Origin of the sequence: Streptococcus sp. 27098_8_75, from assembly GCF_041432475.1 — a bacterium.
GTDB lineage: Bacteria > Bacillota > Bacilli > Lactobacillales > Streptococcaceae > Streptococcus > Streptococcus gordonii.
Genome location: NZ_JAPVZR010000002.1, coordinates 309,398 through 329,618 on the forward strand (window position 1 = coordinate 309,398; position 20,221 = coordinate 329,618).

Here is a 20,221-nt window from a genome sequence, read left to right on the forward strand (position 1 = left end):
TTTTAAACTTAACTCAATCTGTCGAATGCGGAGACATTGATCTCTCTTAATCTTCTTCAGATTTCTTCTTCCGATTTGCTAAACCAAAGAATGTTAAGCTGGCAATGGCTGCTAAGAGGCCTGAAGCAGTCTGATCACTTGTCTGACTTCCTGTTTTTGGAAGAACTCCCTTTTCATCTTTTGGATCGACATAAACAGGTTCAACTCTCTCTTCAGCTTTTGGTGTTTGAACTGCTACCGCAGGTTCAGCTGGAATTACTGGAACCTTTGGTTGTTCTGGAGTACTTGGTCTGTTTGGAACGACCGGAATTTCTGTCACTCTCGGTGTGTAGCTTGCAGAAATTGTTTGACCATTGCGATCCTTACGGATTACAACGACTCCTTTAGCTGTACCAACAAAGTTTGGCTCTGGAACAAAGGTTACAACACCGTCTGGTGAGATGGTATAAGTGCCTTCTCCTGGAACAACTTTTTCAGTTGAGCCATCCTCAAAGGTTGGTGCTACTGTTAAGTCTACATCACCTTCAAAGATTGGTTTACCAGTCTGTGTTTGACCCTTGAGTCCATCTGAGGTTACATCTTCTACTCGTGTTTTGCCGATGACCGTTGGTGTATACTGCGCTGTAACAACGTTGCCATAAATATCCAAACGTTTTACAACCACTCCTTTGGCTGTACCAACAAAGTCTGGTTCTGGAGTAAAGGTAATGTGACCATCTTTATCAATTGTATAGCTTCCTTCTCCTGGAACAACCATAGTCGTGCTACCGTCCTCAAAGGTTGGTGGAACTGTACTATCAATATGTCCTTCAAACGCTGGGGTTGACACTTGCATTTGGCCTTTAGCTCCTGTAGAGGTTGTATCCTGTCCAGTAGATGGATCTACAACTGTTGGGCGATAGCTTGCAGTAACTGGGGTACCGTTCTTATCCTTGCGGACAATCGTTACGCCTGTTCCTTTTCCTACAAAATCAGCTTCTGGAGTGAAGGTGACTGTGCCATCTGGTGAGATTGTATAGGTTCCTTCTCCTGGAATCACTTTTTCAGTTGAGCCATCTTCGAAGGTCGGTGCTACAGTTTCATCAATTGGAACAAGTGGATTACCACCTTCAAACGTTGGAGTACCTGTTTGAACAAGTCCCTTAATATTTTCAGAGGAAGCATCCTTGCCAATTGGTGTTACCTTAATGAATTCTGGACTGTAAGTCGCAGTCACTGGGGTACCATTCTTATCCACTCGCTTCACTGTGACTAGATCTGGTTTGCCTACAAACTGCTTGTCTGGGGTGAAGGTTACTGTGCCGTCTGACGCAATCGTATAAGTTCCTTGACCTGGAATGTTCTTCTCTTTGCTTCCATCTTCGAAAGTTGGTTCGACCGTTTCATCGATTGGAACCAGTGGATCGCCACCTTCAAATGTTGGGGTACCTGTTTGTGGAAGGCCTTGAGGACCTGTGCTGGTTGCGTTAGTGCTGGTTGGAGTTACCTTAGTAAACTCTGGACTGTAGGTCGCAGTGACTGGAGTGCCATTCTTATCCACACGCTTAACAGTTACTGGATCTGGTTTGCCTACAAACTGCTTGTCTGGGGTGAAGGTTACTGTGCCGTCTGACGCAATGGTGTAAGTTCCTTGACCTGGAATGGTCTTCTCTTTGCTTCCATCTTCGAAGGTTGGTTCAACGGTTTCATCAATTGGAACCAGTGGATCACCACCTTGGAAGCTTGGAGTTCCAGTTTGTGGAAGGCCTTGAGGACCTGTGCTGGTTGCGTTAGTTCCTGTTGGTGTCACCTTAGTAAACTCTGGACTGTAAGTCGCAGTGACTGGAGTACCGTTCTTATCCACGCGTTTAACCGTTACTGGGTCTGGTTTGCCTACAAACTGCTTGTCTGGGGTGAAGGTTACAGTTCCATCTTGTGCAATCGTGTAGGTTCCTTGACCTGGAATAGACTTCTCTTTGCTTCCATCTGCGAAGGTTGGTTCAACGGTTTCATCGATTGGAACCAATGGGTCGCCACCTTGGAAAGTTGGGGTACCTGTTTGTGGAAGGCCTTGAGGGCCTGTGCTGGTTGCGCCAGTTCCTGTAGGAGTTACTTTCGTAAACTCTGGACTATAAGTTGCAGTCACTGGTGTACCATTCTTATCTACACGTTTGACTGTAACTGGATCTGGTTTGCCTACAAACTGCTTGTCTGGAGTGAAGGTTACTGTACCATCTGGCGCAATGGTGTAAGTTCCTTGACCTGGAATGGTCTTCTCTTTACTTCCATCTGCGAAGGTTGGTTCAACTGTTTCATCAATTGGAACCAGTGGATCGCCACCTTGGAAGGTTGGAGTACCAGTTTGCGGAAGTCCTTGAGGACCTGTGCTGGTTGCGTTAGTGCTGGTTGGAACCACTTCTTTCACCACCGCTTGGTACTTGACTGTAACAGGAGTGCCGTTGGCATCCACACGAGTCAATTCAAGCTCTGGTGTTTCACCCTTGAACTGTTTATCAGGAGTGAAGGTCACCTTACCATCTGCGTCCACTTCGAACTTACCAACATTTGGCACTTCTTTCACAGCTGTCCCATTGTCAAATAGTGGAGTCGAATCAGCTGGGAATGGAACAGAGTCATGACCAGGCGTGAAGGTCACTTTACCTTCTTGTACTTGACCTTGAAGCCCCTCTGTCTTATCTCCCGCACCAGTTGGTGTTACTTTCGTAAACTCTGGACTGTAAGTCGCAGTCACTTCTGTACCATTCTTATCCGCTCGTTTCACGGTGACTGGATTTGGTTTTCCGACAAACTGCTTGTCTGGAGTAAAGGTCACTGTACCATCTGACGCAATCGTGTAAGTTCCTTGACCTGGAATAGACTTCTCTTTGCTTCCATCTGCGAAGGTTGGCTCAACTGTTTCATCGATTGGAACCAGTGGGTCACCTCCTTGGAAGGTTGGGGTACCTGTTTGTGGAACACCCTGCGGACCTGTGCTGGTTGCGTTAGTGCTCGTTGGAGTGACCTTAGTGAATTCTGGACTGTAAGTTGCAGTGACTGGGGTACCATTCTTATCCACGCGTTTAACCGTTACTGGATTTGGTTTTCCGACAAACTGCTTGTCTGGAGTAAAGGTTAAAGTTCCATCTGGCGCAATCGTGTAAGTTCCTTGACCTGGAATGTTCTTCTCTTTGCTTCCATCTTCGAAGGTTGGTTCAACGGTTTCATCGATTGGAACCAGTGGATCGCCACCTTGGAAGCTTGGAGTTCCTGTTTGTGGAACACCCTGCGGACCTGTGCTGGTTGCGTTAGTGCTGGTTGGTGTCACCTTAGTCACTGTTGGTGTATAAGTCGCAGTGACTTCTGTACCATTTTTATCCACACGTTTCACTGTGACTGGATCTGGAGTACCAACATATTGTTTGTCTGGCGTAAAGGTAATAGAACCATCTGGATTGATGTTGTATTCACCTACACCTGGAACTGTTTTCGTTGACTGTCCGTCTTCGAAGGTCATTGGTTTCGTATCATCAATTGGAACCAATGGGTTACCTTCTGTGAAGGTTGGGGTACCCTTTTGCGGTTGACCTTGGATACCATTTGAAGTGGCATCCGTTGAAGTTGGTGTTACCTTGGTTACTGTTGGTGTATAAGTTGCAGTAACTTCTGTACCGTTCTTATCTACACGTTTCACTGTGACTGGATTAGGAGTACCAACATACTTCTTATCCGGCGTAAAGGTAATAGATCCATCTGGATTAATGCTGTATTCACCTACACCTGGAACTGTTTTCGTTGACTGTCCATCTTCGAAAGTCATTGGTTTTGTGTCGTCAATTGGAACCAATGGGTCACCACCTTGGAATGTTGGGGTACCCTTTTGCGGTTGACCTTGGATACCATTTGAAGTGGCATCCGTTGAAGTTGGGGTTACTTCTTTCACTACTGCTTGATACTTAACGGTAACAGGAGTCCCATTGGCATCCACTCGAGTCAATTCAAGCTCTGGTGTTTCACCCTTGAACTGTTTGTCAGGAGTGAAGGTCACCTTACCGTCTGCATCCACTTCGAACTTACCAATATTTGGCACTTCTTTCACAGTTGTACCATTGTCAAATAGTGGAGTTGAATCAGCTGAGAATGGAACTGAGTCATGGCCTAGAGTGAAGGTCACTTTACCTTCTTGGACTTGACCTTGCAGGCCTTCCGTCTTATCACCTGTACCAGTCGGTGTTACCTTAGTAAATTCTGGACTGTAAGTTGCAGTGACTGGAGTGCCGTTCTTATCCACTCGTTTCACTGTGACTGGATCTGGGTTTCCGACAAACTGCTTATCTGGAGTGAAGGTTACTGTTCCGTCTGGCGCAATCGTGTAGGTTCCTTGTCCTGGAATAGACTTCTCTTTACTTCCATCTTCGAAGGTTGGTTCAACGGTTTCATCGATTGGAACCAGTGGATCACCACCTTGGAAGGTTGGGGTGCCAGTTTGAGGGACACCTTGAGGTCCTGTGCTAGTTGCATTAGTGCCTGTTGGAGTGACCTTGGTCACTGTTGGTGTATAAGTTGCGGTAACTTCTGTACCATTCTTATCCACTCGTTTCACTGTGACTGGAGTTGGTGTACCAACATATTGTTTTTCTGGCGTAAAGGTAATAGAGCCATCTGGATTGATGCTGTATTCACCTACACCCGGAACTGTCTTTGTTGACTGACCATCTTCGAAGGTCATTGGTTTCGTATCATCAATCGGAACCAATGGGTTACCTTCTGTGAAGGTTGGGGTGCCTTTTTGCGGTTGACCTTGGATACCATTTGAAGTGGCATCCTTTGAAGTTGGTGTCACTTTAGTCACTGTTGGTGTATAAGTTGCAGTAACTTCTGTACCGTTCTTATCTACACGTTTCACTGTGACTGGATTAGGAGTACCAACGTACTTCTTATCCGGCGTAAAGGTAATAGATCCATCTGGATTGATGCTGTATTCACCTACACCTGGAACTGTTTTCGTTGACTGACCGTCTTCGAAGGTCATTGGTTTCGTATCATCAATTGGAACCAATGGGTTACCTTCTGTGAAGGTTGGGGTACCTTTTTGCGGTTGACCTTGGATACCATTTGAAGTGGCATCCATTGAAGTTGGTGTTACCTTGGTTACTGTTGGGGTATAAGTCGCAGTGACTTCTGTACCGTTCTTATCTACACGTTTCACTGTGACTGGATTTGGAGTGCCAACGTACTGTTTGTCAGGCGTAAAGGTAATAGATCCATCAGAGTTAATAGCGTACACACCTACACCCGAAACAGTCTTCGTTGACTGACCATCTTCAAAGGTCATTGGTTTTGTGTCATCCAATGGAACAGCTGGATCACCTGCTGTAAAGGTTGGCTTACCGCTTTGCGGCTGTCCTTGCAAACCAGTTGAGGTATCATTTGTACTTGTTGGAGTGACTCTAGTCACTGCAGGTTGATATACTGCTTCAGCAGTAGAACCATTCTTATCTGTCACACGAAGGGTTGCTGGAGTTGGTGTACCATAGAAATCAGGTTCTGGTTGGAAGCTAATATCCCCATTCGGTTGAACAGTATAGGTTCCTTGAAGTTTACCGCTAGCATCATGTACTGGTAAGCTGTTACCTTGTTGAACTTGTCCATTAACCACAAATTGTGGACCTTCTGGTGCAAATGGTACAGTCTCATTTTGACCATTGATAGTTGCTTGACCAGGAGTAAAGGTGAGGTGGCTATCTTGTTTTTGACCTTGAAGTCCAGTAGTTTCTGCTCCTTGACCTGTTGGAGTTGCTGCCTTAACATCTGCTTGGTAAGTAGCTGTTACTTCTGTTCCGTTCTTATCTACACGCTTAACGGTTTCTGCAGTTGGGCGTCCAGAGTATCCAGAAACTGGTTGGAATGTAACGCGGCCTGTACTATCCACCTTATAAGTTCCAACACCAGGAACCTCTTTTGTCGATTGACCGTTGTCAAAGGTTGGCGCAATTGATTCATCAATTGGAACACGGTTATCACCTGGAGTAAAGACCAAGTTCCCAGATTGTTCTGCCCCTTGAATACCTTCAGAACTTGCGTTTTGAGATGTTGGAACAACTCGGGTAACAGTTGGTTGATAAGTTGCAAAGTGATCATTACCACTTGCATCATTTACTTTTAATTTAATCGGATCAACAGTTCCTACAAATGATTTATTTGGGGTAAAGGTTACTCGACCTGTAGTTGGATCTAAGTTGAAGGTACCAACCTCTTTCCCACCTGATGTTGCAGGAATACTAGTTCCTGAGATAGGATCTCCATTTCCATCCAAGAAAGTAGCAGGATTACTTGCAGATGGTTGAACCGGTGTGTTGGCTGGATTACCATCTGTAAATGAGATGTCTTTTACTTGCGCTAAACCTTGGGCATCAGTTGAACGATGTTCAGTGTAATCAACTACTGTAGGAACATAACGAGCATCCATAGAATTTAGTGGCTGATTGACAACAGGCTCTGAATTATTTTTTGCAGTCCATTCAGTGCTTGCACCGTTGCTATCAAAGCGACGGATGTTAATACCTGATGTAGTCCCTACGTATCCAGCATTTGGAACAAAAACAACATCGACATTATCACCATTTGGCGTCACTTTGTAACGGCCTTCTGCAGTTGTATACCAACCTTCTGCATCTGCCGTTAATTCACGTCCATTATTATCTAAAACAACAGGCGCCTTATTAGTATCAATCGTTGTTCTAGCATTCTCGTCTTCTTTAGAATAACCACGAGATGTGAAGTGTAGGCTTGCTTGTTGTTGTTGATCGCGTAAGCCCTTGGTTTCCTTCTTCTCACCCTTTGGTGGGTATGTAAGGTTGACTTGTAAGTCTTCAACTTCACCACTGAAGGCTGTACCGGTAGGCTTCTCGATATCACCTTGATTCAAGGCAATACGAACACGCATCCCTAACTTCTTGACTGAGTCGTCATTCATTGGAGCATGATTTCTGAAAGTAACTGTGTAGTCTCCTTCAGAAGTGACTTCAGTAAACTCACTGGCTTCGTTCTCGTCAAATTTCCCGTTATTGTTAAAATCAATCCAAGCTCGAACATAGGCTTTTTCATTTCCATTAGCTGAAGCATGGAAACGAAGCGAATAATCACCATCACGAAGACGATCTGCTTGGAACAAGTCATGAGTCTTACCAACTAAGTCTGATGGTAAAAGCTGATCAATCCCTTCATCAGCGTGATCAGTGCTATCATCGTGAGTCCAATCGTTTCCTGAAGTTGTATCAATATCCGCAGGCTTCCGACCAAGATATGGTTGTGGATTTTGTGCTCCCGTAGCAGCATTGTAACCAGAAATAGCATGAACTGCATTTCCATAGCTTTCAGGCGCATCCCCAGTATCTACAACCATGAAACCAATCATAGCAGCTTGCTGACCAGAAGATGCAATATAAATACCTACCTCTGATGCTTCACGAGTCATCACAATTGGTACTGTATGATCCTTCGAAGTGTTAGGACCAAAGACTTGTGAACCTAAACCACCCGTTCTTTGATCCGGGTTAGTGAATTTAGTCCAGTCAATTGTTGGAGTAGTCGCGTTATCACCAATATACTGACCAAGTCTGTTAGGATTCATAGGCGCATAAGTTTCGGTAATTACTTTACCGCTTGGAGAAACACGTTTCCATTCTGCTAGATGCTCCCAGCCTTGCCCATTTGTAGTAAAGATAGCATATTCACCTGGGTTAGCTTCTTCACCATCCGCCATAACGACGGTTGCTTTAACTGGCTTGTTAAGGTAAGTTGCTTCGACCTTAAACTTCACACCATAGCTAGCACCATTTTTAGGTACTTGTAACTGAGTCTTACGGCCATTAGTATCAATCCCCTGTTCACGTAGAGATGTCCATTGGTTCATAGGAGCACCAATGATTTTTGGTCGTGCAGAATCGCCTTCTTTAACTTGTCGATTATAGTCCGCAGGCACGTATCTAAACCATGTGTTTTTGGCATCAGGATCATAACTATTTTCATACTGAGTGCCTGCTACACGGTTACGATAAATCTCTGTAGAATGAAATGGTTTTAGTTCTGTAACTGTTAATTTAACTACATAGCCCGGAGAAATTTCTTTCTCATACACACTACCTACTTTAAGAGAGCCGTCGGTATCAAGATTTCTAAACGCCTGAGAATCACCAAAATCTAGCCAGTTGATCTGTTTCACTAGGTCTGCTGGTCTCTTCTTTTCAGAATCCGCTAAAGTTGGTTTTTCAATAGTATTATTTGGATCGCCATCTCGTAAACCTGTAGGTGTAGCGTCTCGACGTGCTCGACGAGAACGTGTAGGTTGTGTAGCTTCCCTAATCGCTACTGGTTGTTCTGTAGCTGTTGAAGTACTTACAGCTTCTGAGCTAGCTACAGTTGAAACTGGATTAGCATTCTCTGCAGGCTTAACCTCTGCAGGGGCAATTGGCTTCTCAGCTGAAGGCTGAGGTGTTTCAGAAGCTACTGGCTGCTCGTCCTTTGGTTTCTCATTAGACTCTGGAGCTGAGTTTGTAGGTGCAGTATTCTCAACTGATTGTGGTGCCTCAGTAACTGTAGTTGCTAAAGTAGTTCCTGAATTTTGTGAAGCTTCAGAAACTACTGGTGCTGTAGCAGTTGATGATGGTTCAGCAAGGTCGGTTCGAGCGACCTCATTTTGGACATTAGAAGCACTTGTTTCATCAGCGCTAACCTGACTTGCCGCCCCCAAAAGAATCAAGGTTGACAAGAGCACAGAACAAACACCAATGTTTAGTTTTCGAATAGAAAACTTACGCAGGTGTGGATTAAACAAATCTTTTCCCATAATGATCTCCTAACTATTAATTATATTCCAAGCTATTATACAGCATTTTTTTCTGTTTGGCTATATAAATACACTAAAAAATTAGATTTTCGATACTTTGAAAGGGCTCAGCAAACATTATATATTACAGACCATTATAAAAAGAAATTGTCTAGCCTATACTTGACAGTATGAACATTAGAAATGAATTGATACAATTTACTTACTTGATCTATAAAATCGCATTGATTAAATCCCTATTATTCTCCTTTATCTTACAAAATAAAAGCCCTGACCAAACTAACCTAAATTTAGGCTGCTGGCCAAGGAATTTATCTTATTATTCTACTTGATCAATATCTTCTTTCATTTCATCCATATTGAATTTGGCAAATAGATAGTCACGATCCTGAACAGGGAAACGTTGATCTAACTGGTCAATTGCTCCAAGTTCAACAATACCCTCTTTGATTACAAAGTCCATGACATGTCCACCGAAGCTTAAATCGTCTGATACAAAATGAAGATGATAACCTGCTAAGCTGACTCCATGAAAAATCTCTGGTGTCCAGATACCAACGATTGTCCCAGTTACATTTTCCTTGCTGTATTCAGGTTGGTTAACAGCAACTTCTGCAAACTTTCGGTCTGACGTTGACTTAGGAATCATGCGAACTCGCATATGAGAAAAGTCGCCATGAATCTTGATGGAACGAAAAAGATTTTCCCCATCATAATAGGACTCAATTCTCTCCTCCAGCTCCTTATCATTCATTTCAAAACGCTGGCGGAAAATCACCTCTGCCTTGTGAGGGACTACCGCTGCATAAGGAACCTTCTCTGACGGATCCACCTCAACTACTTCTGGCACTTCTCCAGATCCCTTAGCTTGATAAGCCTTACCATCTAAAACAATCAGCTCGCCGTCAATAGAATCCAAAGTACCTATACCTAAATCACCATAGTGAAGCAACTCACCAATCGTCATTGTCCCACCATAAAGACCAGACATCAATGCACCCAAAGTATTATATTGAAATAATTTAACTGGTTCAAACATTTTTAATCCTCTACTCTTCTTTCATCTTCTCTTATAAAGCAAAATTAGTATAACACAAAATTTTATAATTGCAAAAAAACATATCTAGATGATATGCTTTTACAATTAATTATAAAAAATTTAACAGTCTAGGCTATCATAAAATTCTTGCATTGCACTGTCATCTGGCACCAGACTCAAATAGTGCTGAGCTTCTTGTTTGGCTCTTTCAAGCTCGCCACATTCTCTCAACAGGTAAATGTATTCTTCCAAAAATTCTGGATTATCTCTCAAATCCCTATGCAATTCTCCATAGAGCTCTCGAGCTTTTTCTATGTTCTCCAAAGCCTGATAACTTCGAGCTATGTTCCATCGAGTCAACACATTATCCCAATCCTGATCCTCCAAAGCAAGAATATCTTCATATCTCTCCTGTTCTAGATAAAGGTTAGTCAGGCGCAGAGCTAGCTCTTCTAAATCATCAGCATTATCCCAGGCATCTAATAGATAGCTCTCTGCTTTTTCAGTATCATGAAGTTCATAGGAAACTTGCGAGGCTAATAGTGCTAGCTGGCTATCAAACGGATTTTTATTCAAACCTTGCTGAGCCATGAATAGAGCCTCCTCAGCTTGATGGTCTGCATGAAGAGACAGTGCATAGATATATTCATAACCTTCGAAATCCGGTGAAAGAGTGTCCAATTGCTTGAAATAGAGATTCGCCTTCTGATAGTCTTCTTGATCGTAAAGGATCACGGCCAATTCAAATACTGCAGATTCGTCATATTCTAATTCGATAGCCTTTTGAAGAAATTCAATGGCAGCTTCAAACTTTCCTAAGCTAGCATAGCTCACCCCTATTCTCTGGTAGGTTGAGATCCCTGTCTGCTCATAAATTGTCCGATTATCAAGACTGGCATATTCCTTGATCGCCTGTGTGAAATTGCCTAATTCGAAATCTATTTCAGCCATTCCAAAGGTAATGATAGGATCGTCACTTAATTGACTGGCTTCAACTAGTTTCTCACGCGCTACATCAGGCAGACCTTCCATCTGGTATAAATCTGCCTTAATCAAAAGAGCATTGACATACCACGGATCGTTCGATCTGACTTCTTCCAAGTAGCCAAAAGCTTCCTCTAAGTCTCCATCTTCACTGGCAATAGCTGCCAAATTTAGATTAACCTGCGGATAAAGGGGAGCCAGTTTATTATAGATACGCTTGGCTTGTAAAAAGAAGCCGATACTTTCTAAATATTCTGCTAGGTCCAATAAGATAGAATCACTATCCTCTAACAAGGCTTTTTCAAACCACTGTTCTGCTTGCACTAAATCCTGAGCCTCAATGGCAGACAGCATTTTCTCACTATTTTTCACTTACTTCTTCCTCTACTTCATCATCATACAAACCACTCACTACTTTGTACCACTTAAAGATAGCTGTAATCACCACTTTTGCAGAAGCGTAGACTGGAATTCCCAATAAGACACCCCAAATTCCAAACATTGATCCAGATGTTAAGAGTACAAAGAGAATAGTAATCGGATGAATACTTAATTGACTACCTAAAATAAGAGGAGAGACAAAACGTCCTTCTATTGTTTGCTCCACAATAAAGACAATGATAACTTTCAAGAGCATAACAGGTCCCGCAATCAGTCCCAAAACAAGCGCTGGTAACATAGCTAAAAAACTTCCTAAATACGGAACCAAGTTGAGAACACCGGCCACGACTGCTAAGGTCACTCCATAGCGCAGGCCAATAATCTTAAAGAGAATCATAAACATAAAGGCAACAATGATTGCAACAGTTATCTGTCCGCGAACATAATTAGCTAACTGACTATTCACTTCAGACAAAACTTGACCAACCGGCTCACGTAATTTCTTAGGTAGGAACTGAGTTACATAGCCTTTCAAATTTTTCCCATCTCGAAGGAGGTAGAATAGAATGAAAGGCATAATAATGACAGCAACAATAACTTGAGAAGCAGCACTGACAAAGTTACTTGCCCAGTTAACTGCCCGAGCAGAAAAGTTACTTGCCCAAGTAGTTAATTGAGAAGAAATATTATCCGTAACTTGCTCAATCTGTGGACGAAACTCTTCAGACAAGCGGCTATCCAGTAAATCATCAATTATTTTTTTAGATTGCTTGAGATAAGCAGGCATGTTCCTAAAAAAGCTAACAATCTGAGTCTGAAGGTTTGGAATGACAACTGCCAAACCCCAAATCAAAAGCACAGTAATCAATACAAAAACAATCGTAATAGCTACTAAACGATTGATCTTCCGCTTTTCCATCATGTCTACCAGAGGATTGAGCAAATAATAGAGCAAACCTGCCAGAATCACTGGTAACATAATAACCGAAATAAACTCAATAATAGGGGTGAAAACAAAACTAATTTTACTCAAGACCAAGAGATTGAGTCCAATCAATAAACAAACTAAGAAAACCGTAATGGCTTTATTATCCAAAAACCATCTAAAAAACCAACTCATGCTAAATTCTTTTTCTTTAGGTTCCATCCTTCTCTCCTTTTCTTTTATCTTCTTATTGTAGCATTTTTTACAGAAAAACTCCCGATGAAACTAAAGAAAAAAAGAGAGAACAACAAATCCTCTCTTCCTTCCCATATATTCCGTCTTTTGACTATTCTATACTTTTTAGGAAATATCTTAGCTTACTTTTGCAGCTAAGCTAGCAGCGAAATTCTCCAGATTTTCAATATCATCTTCTTCTGCTGCTAAATCAACCTTAACATTTTCAGCACCTTTTGTTGCACCAGTTGAAACGAAAACAGCATCAAAGTCATCTACTGCTTTACAGAATTCGTCGTAGAAAGTATCACCTGAGCCAACGACACCATAAATCTTATCAGATAAATCCAAATCAGCCAAGTCTTCATAGAAATCCATGATTTCGTCAGGTAATTCTCCATCACCGTACGTATAGGTCGCCACAATAGCAATGTCTGCTTCTAGAAAATCTGAAGCATCAACTGTCGTACACTCATCAACATCAACATCTAAACCTAAATCTCTTAACTTATCAGCAACGATATCAGCGATTTCTTCTGTATTACCTGTCATACTTGCAAATACAATTTTTGCTAAAGCCATAGTTTCCTCCAAAATATCTTCTATTGATAATTATAGCACATATTTTTCATTTTAAAAATAGAAATCTTGTGTTACAATTAAACAATAACTCTAAGCAAGAAGGAACAATTTTTTCTATGACAATTCAACATCAAATCTTACAAAAGATAAAGGAATATAAAACGATTATTATTCATCGCCATGTAAATCCGGACCCTGATGCTTTAGGTAGCCAAGTCGGCTTACAAAAGCTCCTTCAGCTAAATTTCCCTGAAAAAATAGTTAAAGTAACTGGATACGATGAACCAAGTTTAACCTGGCTAGCCCAGATGGACGATGTCTCAGATCAAGATTATGAAAACTCCTTGGTTATCGTATGCGACACCGCCAATACAGCTAGAATTGATGATAAAAGGTATCCAAATGGATCATTTCTGATTAAAATAGATCATCATCCTAACGATGACGTTTATGGTGATTTAGCGTGGGTTGATACCAATTCAAGTAGCACCTGCGAACTAATTTCTTTATTCGCTTTAGACAATCACCTAAAAATGGATGCATATATCGCTAAACTCCTCTACGCTGGAATTACTGGTGACACGGGACGCTTTCTTTATCCCGCTACTACCGCTCGAACCCTACAAGTCGCTAGTCAATTAAGAGAATTTCCCTTTGATTTTGCTACGCTGGCTCGGAAAATGGACTCTTTCAGCTACAAAGTTGCCAAGCTTCAAGGCTATGTTTACGATCATCTTGAACTTGATGAAAATGGAGCTGCACGTGTCATCATCACTCAAGATTTACTAAAAGCGCACCAACTTACAGATGCCGAAACTGCAGATATTGTCGCAACGCCTGGTCGAATTGAAGACGTCAAGTTGTGGGGAATCTTTGTTGAACAAGAAAGCGGTCATTACCGTGTACGATTGCGCAGCAAATTCATTCCAATCAATGAAGTCGCAAAAAATCATCATGGCGGAGGACATCCCTTAGCTAGTGGCGCCAACTCCTATTCACTAGAAGAAAATGAAGAAATCTTCCAAGAATTAAAAGAATTAGCCAAAAAGCAAAGAAAATGAGCAAAAAGGCTTGTCAAAGCAAATGAAATTTGATAAACTATCAAAGTAACTAATCTATGGCTCGCAAAGAGACCATGGCAGAAAGGAATTTTTTTAAAATGAGAAAAGATATTCACCCAGAATACCGTCCTGTTGTCTTCATGGATACTTCAACTGGTTACCAATTCCTTAGTGGTTCAACTAAGCGTTCAAATGAAACAGTTGAATTCGAAGGGGAAACTTACCCATTGATCCGTGTTGAAATTTCATCAGACTCACACCCATTCTACACTGGACGTCAAAAGTTCACTCAAGCAGATGGACGTGTGGATCGTTTCAACAAAAAATACGGTCTCAAATAAGAACATCTATTCAATACATTCGATTATTGAATTCAAGCCATTTCCGATTAGTCGGAAGTGGCTTTTGTTTTGCTTTTAGCAATATAAAACTCCCCCCATCTAAAAGATGGAGGAAGTTCTCGGTTAAAGGAATAGACCATTATATTCATTTTTTTATTTATAATTAAACACCCAATAATATGTACCATCACCTGCTTGTACACAGGCAACTGCACCTTCTTTGGCATCAGGATTTAGAATCAATTCTCTATTTCCTGAGTTTAGCCATTTGTTAGCAACTACATCAGCATTTTCTTCCCGGCGGAAGGTGATACCAGCGCTACTATCGTAATTGACAGAAAGTTTCTGAGCTGTTGGCAAAGATTGATTATTATAAAGTTCACCAGACCATGTTAGTTCTTGTAAGCCAAGTCTTCTACGTTCCGCATTTATTTTTGTAAAAGCAGCTTTAGCCTTATCAATATTTGGGAAGTTAGATTCTTCAGTTTTTTCTACACGATAAATAAACTTCACATGACCAAATTCTGTTTTTTCATATCCTTTGACGCTACTTGTCAAATAAGCTGTCAAAACGTAATCTCTGGCCCAAGCATGATCCACCGCTTGATTAAAGACATCTTCTTCTTCAAGCTCATATGTGACTTTACAGTCATAGCCTGCATTATCAATCATTTTTGGTGCAAGATGTTGCTGAACATAAGAGATGAATTCTTCCTTGCTCTTGAACGGAAGAGGATCTCCTGCTTTACCAGTACCAACTAGATTCTCTGAGTATAGTTTAACTGTAGAAGCATTATCATCATAATTATATTCATCGTCCTTTGGATTAGAATGATTATTTGGGTCAAGAGCAGGATCGTCTGGATCCGTTCCATTGAATAGTTTCCAGCGGTCGCCCATCCACTTGTAATATCCATCAATACCATCAGGTTTTTCGTCTCCTAGATGGACTCGGTAATAATAGATACCATTATCATCTACAAAGCGAGGATCACTCTTCATCCGAGGATCATCAGGTCTGTAGAGAGGTTTTGGCAATTTACTATAATCTATATTTGGATTTGGTGCCCAGTCAGGCTTCTCTGGCTTAGGCGTTTCAGGATCTGGCTTAGGATCTGGAGTCGGATTTGGTTCTGGAGTTGGATCTTCTGCTTTCTTAACATAAACCCACTTACCATTTTCATAGTAATAGTATGAACCATCATCCAACACATAATAGTGATAGCCATTTTCATAACGATAATGCGGATCATTTTTCAGTTTATTAAAGCCATCCTGGTAATAGAGTTCCCACTTACCATTCTTGTAGACATAATAGTCTCCGTTCTGGTTTTTATAGTAGTAATTTCCATTCCAATAAAAGACATTATAGTTATACCATGGATTGTAATAACCAGGGTATCGACCGTAATTATAATTATTTCTGACGCGTGGATTATAATAGTTAAATCCTGGACGATAGCGTGAATAAAATACGTCATTATGTTCCTCTGCCTGAGCAGTATTTGTAGTGAGAAAAGCTAATACTAAGGCAGAACTAAACATCATCACTCTTGATAGATACTTTCTTTTTGATTTCATTACTTATACTCCTTTGTAATAAAAACAATGATAGTCTACTCCTCCTCTATATAATATATTATCCCCATCTGATCTCTTAGTCAAACAAAAACATAAATATTATCCTATTTTTTTTGTGTTTTTTTTGCATATTTACTATTGAAGTTTTAGAACAAAAATCCCTTAAGAATTTAATCTTAAGGGATTTTCTAGTTAATTAAGTGAAATCATTAGGAAAAGATTGATTATTTGTAGTTGTATGTCCAGTAGTAAACACCATTTCCGTCTACAACTGTCGCTACTGCACCTTCAGTTACGTTAGGATCAAGAAGCAAGTCTCTTAGACCGCTATTAGCCCATTTCTTAACGACAGTAGCTGCATCTTCATCACGACGTCCGACAAAGCCAGTGCTATCGTATTGACGTGAAATTTCGTTTACTTTCGGAAGTGCTTGGTTTTGATAAATGTCTTCTGACCAAGTCAACTCTTTCAAACCTTGAGCTTTACGAGTTTCATTGATTTTAGCGAAAGCTTCTTTCGCTTTTGAAACATAGTCATAGTTTGTATCGTTTGTCGCTTCAACACGGTAAACAAACTTCACATAACCAAATTCTACGTCACTATATTTCTTGTCCTCAACACCACTCTTGAGGTTTGCAATCAATACATAGTCCTTAGCGTATGGGTTTTCTTTAGTCTTCTCAAAGATATCTGCATCTTCGATTTCCCACTCAGCTTTAGCATCCCATCCAGCGTTATCAAGGAATTTAGGATTCATTTTTTCGATAACGTATTTCTTGAACTCTTCAACATTCTTGAATGGCAATGGTTGACCAGCTTTGGCAGTAGTTACCACGTTTGTTGAGTAGAGTTTTACGCTAGAATTTTGATCGCTGTACATGTACTCATCGTCAGCAGTATTTTCGTGAAGTTTTGGATCAATACCCGGATCGTTTGGATCTGTCATACCTTGAAGTTTCCATTTTTGTCCAATCCACTTCCAATATGCTGAATAACCTGTACGGTCTGAGTTAGATGGTACATAGTAGTAATGCGTACTACCATCGAAGTAGTAGTTTTTATCATTCTTAAGGGCTTTATCGCCTGGTTTTCCTGGTGGGTAAACCAATTTTGGCGTTTGTCCATTTGGTGCCCATGCCAAGTGCTCAAGTCCTTCTGTTGGTTTTTCAACATAATCAGGGATTTGGTTTTCACTTGATTCATCAGTTGTTACCAAACCTGGTGTTGTTGGAACAGCTGGTGTTGCTGGTGTTTCAGGTTTAGGCTCAGCCGGCGTTTCTGTTGATGGTTTGAATGGATCAAACTCACTATCAGCACCGTTAATTGGCGGATTTTCTGGTAAATCAAGACTTGGAGTTGTTGGTTGTTCTGGTTTTGGTTCAGCAGGTGTAGTTGGCTCTTCAGGTTTATCGCTAGGCGCTGGAGTTGGAGCCTCAGGTTGTGCTGGAGTTGGAGTTGGAACTTCTGGTTTTGGATCCTCAGCTGGTTGTTCTGTACTTGGAGTTTCCGGCTGAGCTTGAGGTGATGGAGTTGTTGAATTGTTGGTTGAAGTCTTAACCAATACCCATTTACCATCTTGGTAATAGTAATAGTCACCATTTTCTAAAACATAGTAATGGTAGCCATTTTCATAACGGTAATGAGGATCGTTTTCCAAATTGTTAGATGATGAGTTATTGTTGCTATTGTTTGTCAATGGTTTCCATTCACCGTCACGGTAAATACGGTAGCTACCATCGTTCATACGGTAGTAATGATTACCATTCCAGTAGATATAGTTTTCATCGTTTACTAGGTTGTTGTAGTTGTTCCAACCATTGTAACCATAGTTATTGTAGTTGTAACCATAGTTATTGTAGTTGTAATTTGGATAGAAATAATCCCAAATATTAGAACCTAAATAATAGTTATTGTAACCATAGCCATATCCGTAGCCATAGTTATTGTAACCATAGCTGTAGTTGTTGTAACGAGAGTTACGACGACTGCTATGACGACTAGTACGGCTGTTAGTTACTGTATTACGGCGACTTGTGAAGCCAGTATTCCAATAATTAACACCTGGTTGGTATAAGTTACTATAGCGAGAACTATAACCATAGTAGTCAGCGGCCTGAACAGTATTTCCAGAAAAAGCTGGAATCACTGCTGCTGCAGCTAATACTGAACAAGATAAAAATCTTAAACGTTTCGACATTATAATAAACCTCCAAAATCATTCATTTATCTTTTAGAATGATCTTATATTCTAGACGTGCCATGACAAAAAATAATTCTTCAGTAAATACGATATCTAGGACTTGAATCTTTAGATCAGCATCAATCATGTTTTAATCAGTCAGTTTCGCTTAAACTTCTGAGACAAATAATTTGACAAAAAGAAAAACTATCCGATATCAATATTGCTAAAAAATTCTTTTTTATGCATATTTCACATCGACCTAAACTATAACACAAAAATTTAGGCAAAGCAAGAAATTTGTTCGTGTTTTCAAAATTATTTTTTTCAATATTGTTCTTAATGTAATTCTATTTTTTATCTATGTTCGTTTTTGTTTTATTTTACATGCAATTTTTTGATATTTTAAGAGTTAACCCTATTTTTTATTTGTAAACAAGACAGTAAGCGCTTTTATGGTTTGATCTGTGAAGCTATTTCATACAAAAAGGTATTATAGCTATAAAACAGTGTTTATTTTTGTTTTATACATGAAACAAAATATGCTTTTAATATATCACTAATTTTTGAAAGATTTGTTATTTTAAATATTTATCCAAAACAGAAGAATATTACATTCTTATAAATACTTATTTTAAGGCCATCTAGATAGACTCGTTTATTTTTGCTTACAAATGCAAATAATAAATATGCTTGAATAAATTAGACATTTTTGTTTGTTTGAAGAATAAAAGAAAATATGGTATCTTAACTGCAGTAACACTTCTCTCTGTGAAATTTTTGATTTCACTTTAGCCGAAACCTTTGAAGGAGGAAAAAATGAAACGACGCACGCTATTCCTTGTACAGCTTCTATTGCTAGTTGGTCTATTAACAACTTTGGTGGCACAAGACGATTTTTCTGTTCAAGCCCAGCAGATTCGACCGCAAATCACTAATCACACAGATGGAAAGTGGATTAATGATAAGAATGGTTGGTGGTACAAATATCCAGATGGTAGTTTTCCCAGAAATCAATGGCAACAAATTAATGGAAGGTATTATTTCTTCAACGTCAACGGCTATATGCTGACTGGCTGGCAAGAGTTAGATGGTTTTGGATACTACAAAGAAAGATCTTGGTATTATTTCGACCCAGAAAACGGAGATATGAAAACTGGATGGCAGAATATTAAAGGTAAGTGGTACTATCTTGATCCTGCTGAAGGTTATATGCTAACTGGAGGCCAGCAGGTGGGTGAAAACGGTGAATGTTATTATTTCCATGATAAAAATGGGGATATGCAGACTGGATGGCAACAATTAACAGGTGCTGGTAACCATGAAGGACCAGCCTGGTATTATTTTAATCCAGCAGACGGAAGCATGCTCACAGGCTGGCAAAATATTCAAGGAAAATGGTATTATTTTCAACCGATTGATGGATATATGCTAACAGGACTTCACCAAATAGGAGATGCTGGAAAATCTTATTATCTTAATCCAGTGAACGGAGAAATGCTAACTGGTTGGCAACAGATCGCTGACGATTGGTATTACTTTGCTACTGAAGATGGATCCATGCTATCAAATGCTTGGCAGGGTTCGTATTACCTTAAAGAAGATGGGAAAATGGCTCACAGTGAAACTCTTCTAATCAATGGCAAACAATATACCTTTAATGAACAAGGTCTTGTAACTACCAATCCATAACTAGAAGATCCACTTCTCTTTATTTAATCCACCTTAGAACTCGATTAAAAAAGAAGTCTGATGTAAAACATCAGACTTCTTTTTTGTTTTTAATAAATCAATTGCTGAATGACTAGGACGTGACTTTCTTCCACACCATATAAACTGTGCAGTTCATTGGGTTCCATTGTAAGAAAAGTTCCTGGAAGCATTTGAACAGTTTCTCCTAAAGCAGTAAAATTCACCTTACCTTCCAAACAGACAACTGTCACTAGTGCATCAGCCTTATGTTCAGGAATTTCCTTCCCCTTTGCTAAATGAAGATGGCGGATCAAACGACCTTTTTCTTCGACGGGAGTTTCAACAACATCAATTGATGGATCAATTTTGTAAAACTTCATAAATTTGTCCTCCTTGT

The 20,221-nt window shown here is 40.3% G+C and carries 11 protein-coding genes; 3 read left to right on the forward strand and 8 right to left on the reverse strand.

Annotated elements, in window-relative coordinates:
• Positions 1–46: 46 nt before the first annotated feature.
• The 5 genes from O3640_RS04695 to O3640_RS04715 form a co-directional block, all read right to left on the reverse strand.
• Positions 47–8,824: a CshA/CshB family fibrillar adhesin-related protein gene (locus O3640_RS04695; RefSeq protein WP_268723177.1), complete on the reverse strand. Its 8,778-nt coding sequence runs from the start codon at positions 8,822–8,824 to the stop codon at positions 47–49.
• A gap of 319 nt (positions 8,825–9,143) precedes the next feature.
• Entirely contained in the window at positions 9,144–9,863 is a 720-nt protein-coding gene (gene budA, locus O3640_RS04700) for an acetolactate decarboxylase (RefSeq protein WP_008808928.1), read from the reverse strand.
• A gap of 120 nt (positions 9,864–9,983) precedes the next feature.
• Entirely contained in the window at positions 9,984–11,219 is a 1,236-nt protein-coding gene (locus O3640_RS04705) for a tetratricopeptide repeat protein (protein ID WP_020992664.1), read from the reverse strand.
• Entirely contained in the window at positions 11,209–12,375 is a 1,167-nt protein-coding gene (locus O3640_RS04710; RefSeq protein ID WP_008808930.1) for an AI-2E family transporter, read from the reverse strand. Before O3640_RS04710 ends, O3640_RS04705 begins: the two co-directional genes overlap by 11 nt.
• A gap of 150 nt (positions 12,376–12,525) precedes the next feature.
• Positions 12,526–12,969, reverse strand: a complete 444-nt coding sequence (locus O3640_RS04715; protein WP_008808931.1) for a flavodoxin — start codon at positions 12,967–12,969, stop codon at positions 12,526–12,528.
• 116 nt (positions 12,970–13,085) lie between these two features.
• On the opposite strand from O3640_RS04715, the gene O3640_RS04720 reads away from it, so the two are divergent.
• Complete coding sequence (locus O3640_RS04720) at positions 13,086–14,030, forward strand: bifunctional oligoribonuclease/PAP phosphatase NrnA (protein ID WP_268723176.1); 945 nt, start codon at positions 13,086–13,088, stop codon at positions 14,028–14,030.
• A gap of 98 nt (positions 14,031–14,128) precedes the next feature.
• Positions 14,129–14,371 carry a type B 50S ribosomal protein L31 gene (locus tag O3640_RS04725; protein WP_002895374.1) on the forward strand — a complete coding sequence of 81 codons (243 nt, stop codon included), beginning with the start codon at positions 14,129–14,131 and terminating at the stop codon, positions 14,369–14,371.
• 153 nt (positions 14,372–14,524) lie between these two features.
• Here O3640_RS04725 and O3640_RS04730 read toward each other — a convergent pair whose 3' ends face one another.
• Positions 14,525–15,952 carry a CAP domain-containing protein gene (locus O3640_RS04730; protein ID WP_125366991.1) on the reverse strand — a complete coding sequence of 476 codons (1,428 nt, stop codon included), beginning with the start codon at positions 15,950–15,952 and terminating at the stop codon, positions 14,525–14,527.
• Between the two features lie 224 nt (positions 15,953–16,176).
• Complete coding sequence (locus O3640_RS04735) at positions 16,177–18,150, reverse strand: CAP domain-containing protein (RefSeq protein ID WP_125366990.1); 1,974 nt, start codon at positions 18,148–18,150, stop codon at positions 16,177–16,179.
• Positions 18,151–18,951: 801 nt separating this feature from the next.
• On the opposite strand from O3640_RS04735, the gene O3640_RS04740 reads away from it, so the two are divergent.
• On the forward strand, positions 18,952–19,824 hold the full coding sequence (locus O3640_RS04740; protein WP_125366989.1) for an N-acetylmuramoyl-L-alanine amidase family protein: 873 nt from the start codon (positions 18,952–18,954) through the stop codon (positions 19,822–19,824).
• Positions 19,825–19,913: 89 nt separating this feature from the next.
• Here O3640_RS04740 and O3640_RS04745 read toward each other — a convergent pair whose 3' ends face one another.
• A complete protein-coding gene (locus O3640_RS04745) occupies positions 19,914–20,204 on the reverse strand; it encodes a cupin domain-containing protein (protein ID WP_125366988.1) in 291 nt (96 codons plus the stop codon).
• Positions 20,205–20,221 lie beyond the last annotated feature (17 nt).

Excerpts from the sequence above, each read along its gene's own strand:
- O3640_RS04695 (WP_268723177.1), bottom strand. The coding sequence starts at position 8,824 with ATGGGAAAAGATTTGTTTAATCCACACCTGCGTAAGTTTTCTATTCGA.
- O3640_RS04715 (WP_008808931.1), bottom strand. The coding sequence starts at position 12,969 with ATGGCTTTAGCAAAAATTGTATTTGCAAGTATGACAGGTAATACAGAA.
- O3640_RS04725 (WP_002895374.1), top strand. The coding sequence starts at position 14,129 with ATGAGAAAAGATATTCACCCAGAATACCGTCCTGTTGTCTTCATGGAT.
- budA (WP_008808928.1), bottom strand. The coding sequence starts at position 9,863 with ATGTTTGAACCAGTTAAATTATTTCAATATAATACTTTGGGTGCATTG.
- O3640_RS04710 (WP_008808930.1), bottom strand. The coding sequence starts at position 12,375 with ATGGAACCTAAAGAAAAAGAATTTAGCATGAGTTGGTTTTTTAGATGG.
- O3640_RS04735 (WP_125366990.1), bottom strand. The coding sequence starts at position 18,150 with ATGTCGAAACGTTTAAGATTTTTATCTTGTTCAGTATTAGCTGCAGCA.
- O3640_RS04720 (WP_268723176.1), top strand. The coding sequence starts at position 13,086 with ATGACAATTCAACATCAAATCTTACAAAAGATAAAGGAATATAAAACG.
- O3640_RS04730 (WP_125366991.1), bottom strand. The coding sequence starts at position 15,952 with ATGAAATCAAAAAGAAAGTATCTATCAAGAGTGATGATGTTTAGTTCT.
- O3640_RS04745 (WP_125366988.1), bottom strand. The coding sequence starts at position 20,204 with ATGAAGTTTTACAAAATTGATCCATCAATTGATGTTGTTGAAACTCCC.
- O3640_RS04740 (WP_125366989.1), top strand. The coding sequence starts at position 18,952 with ATGAAACGACGCACGCTATTCCTTGTACAGCTTCTATTGCTAGTTGGT.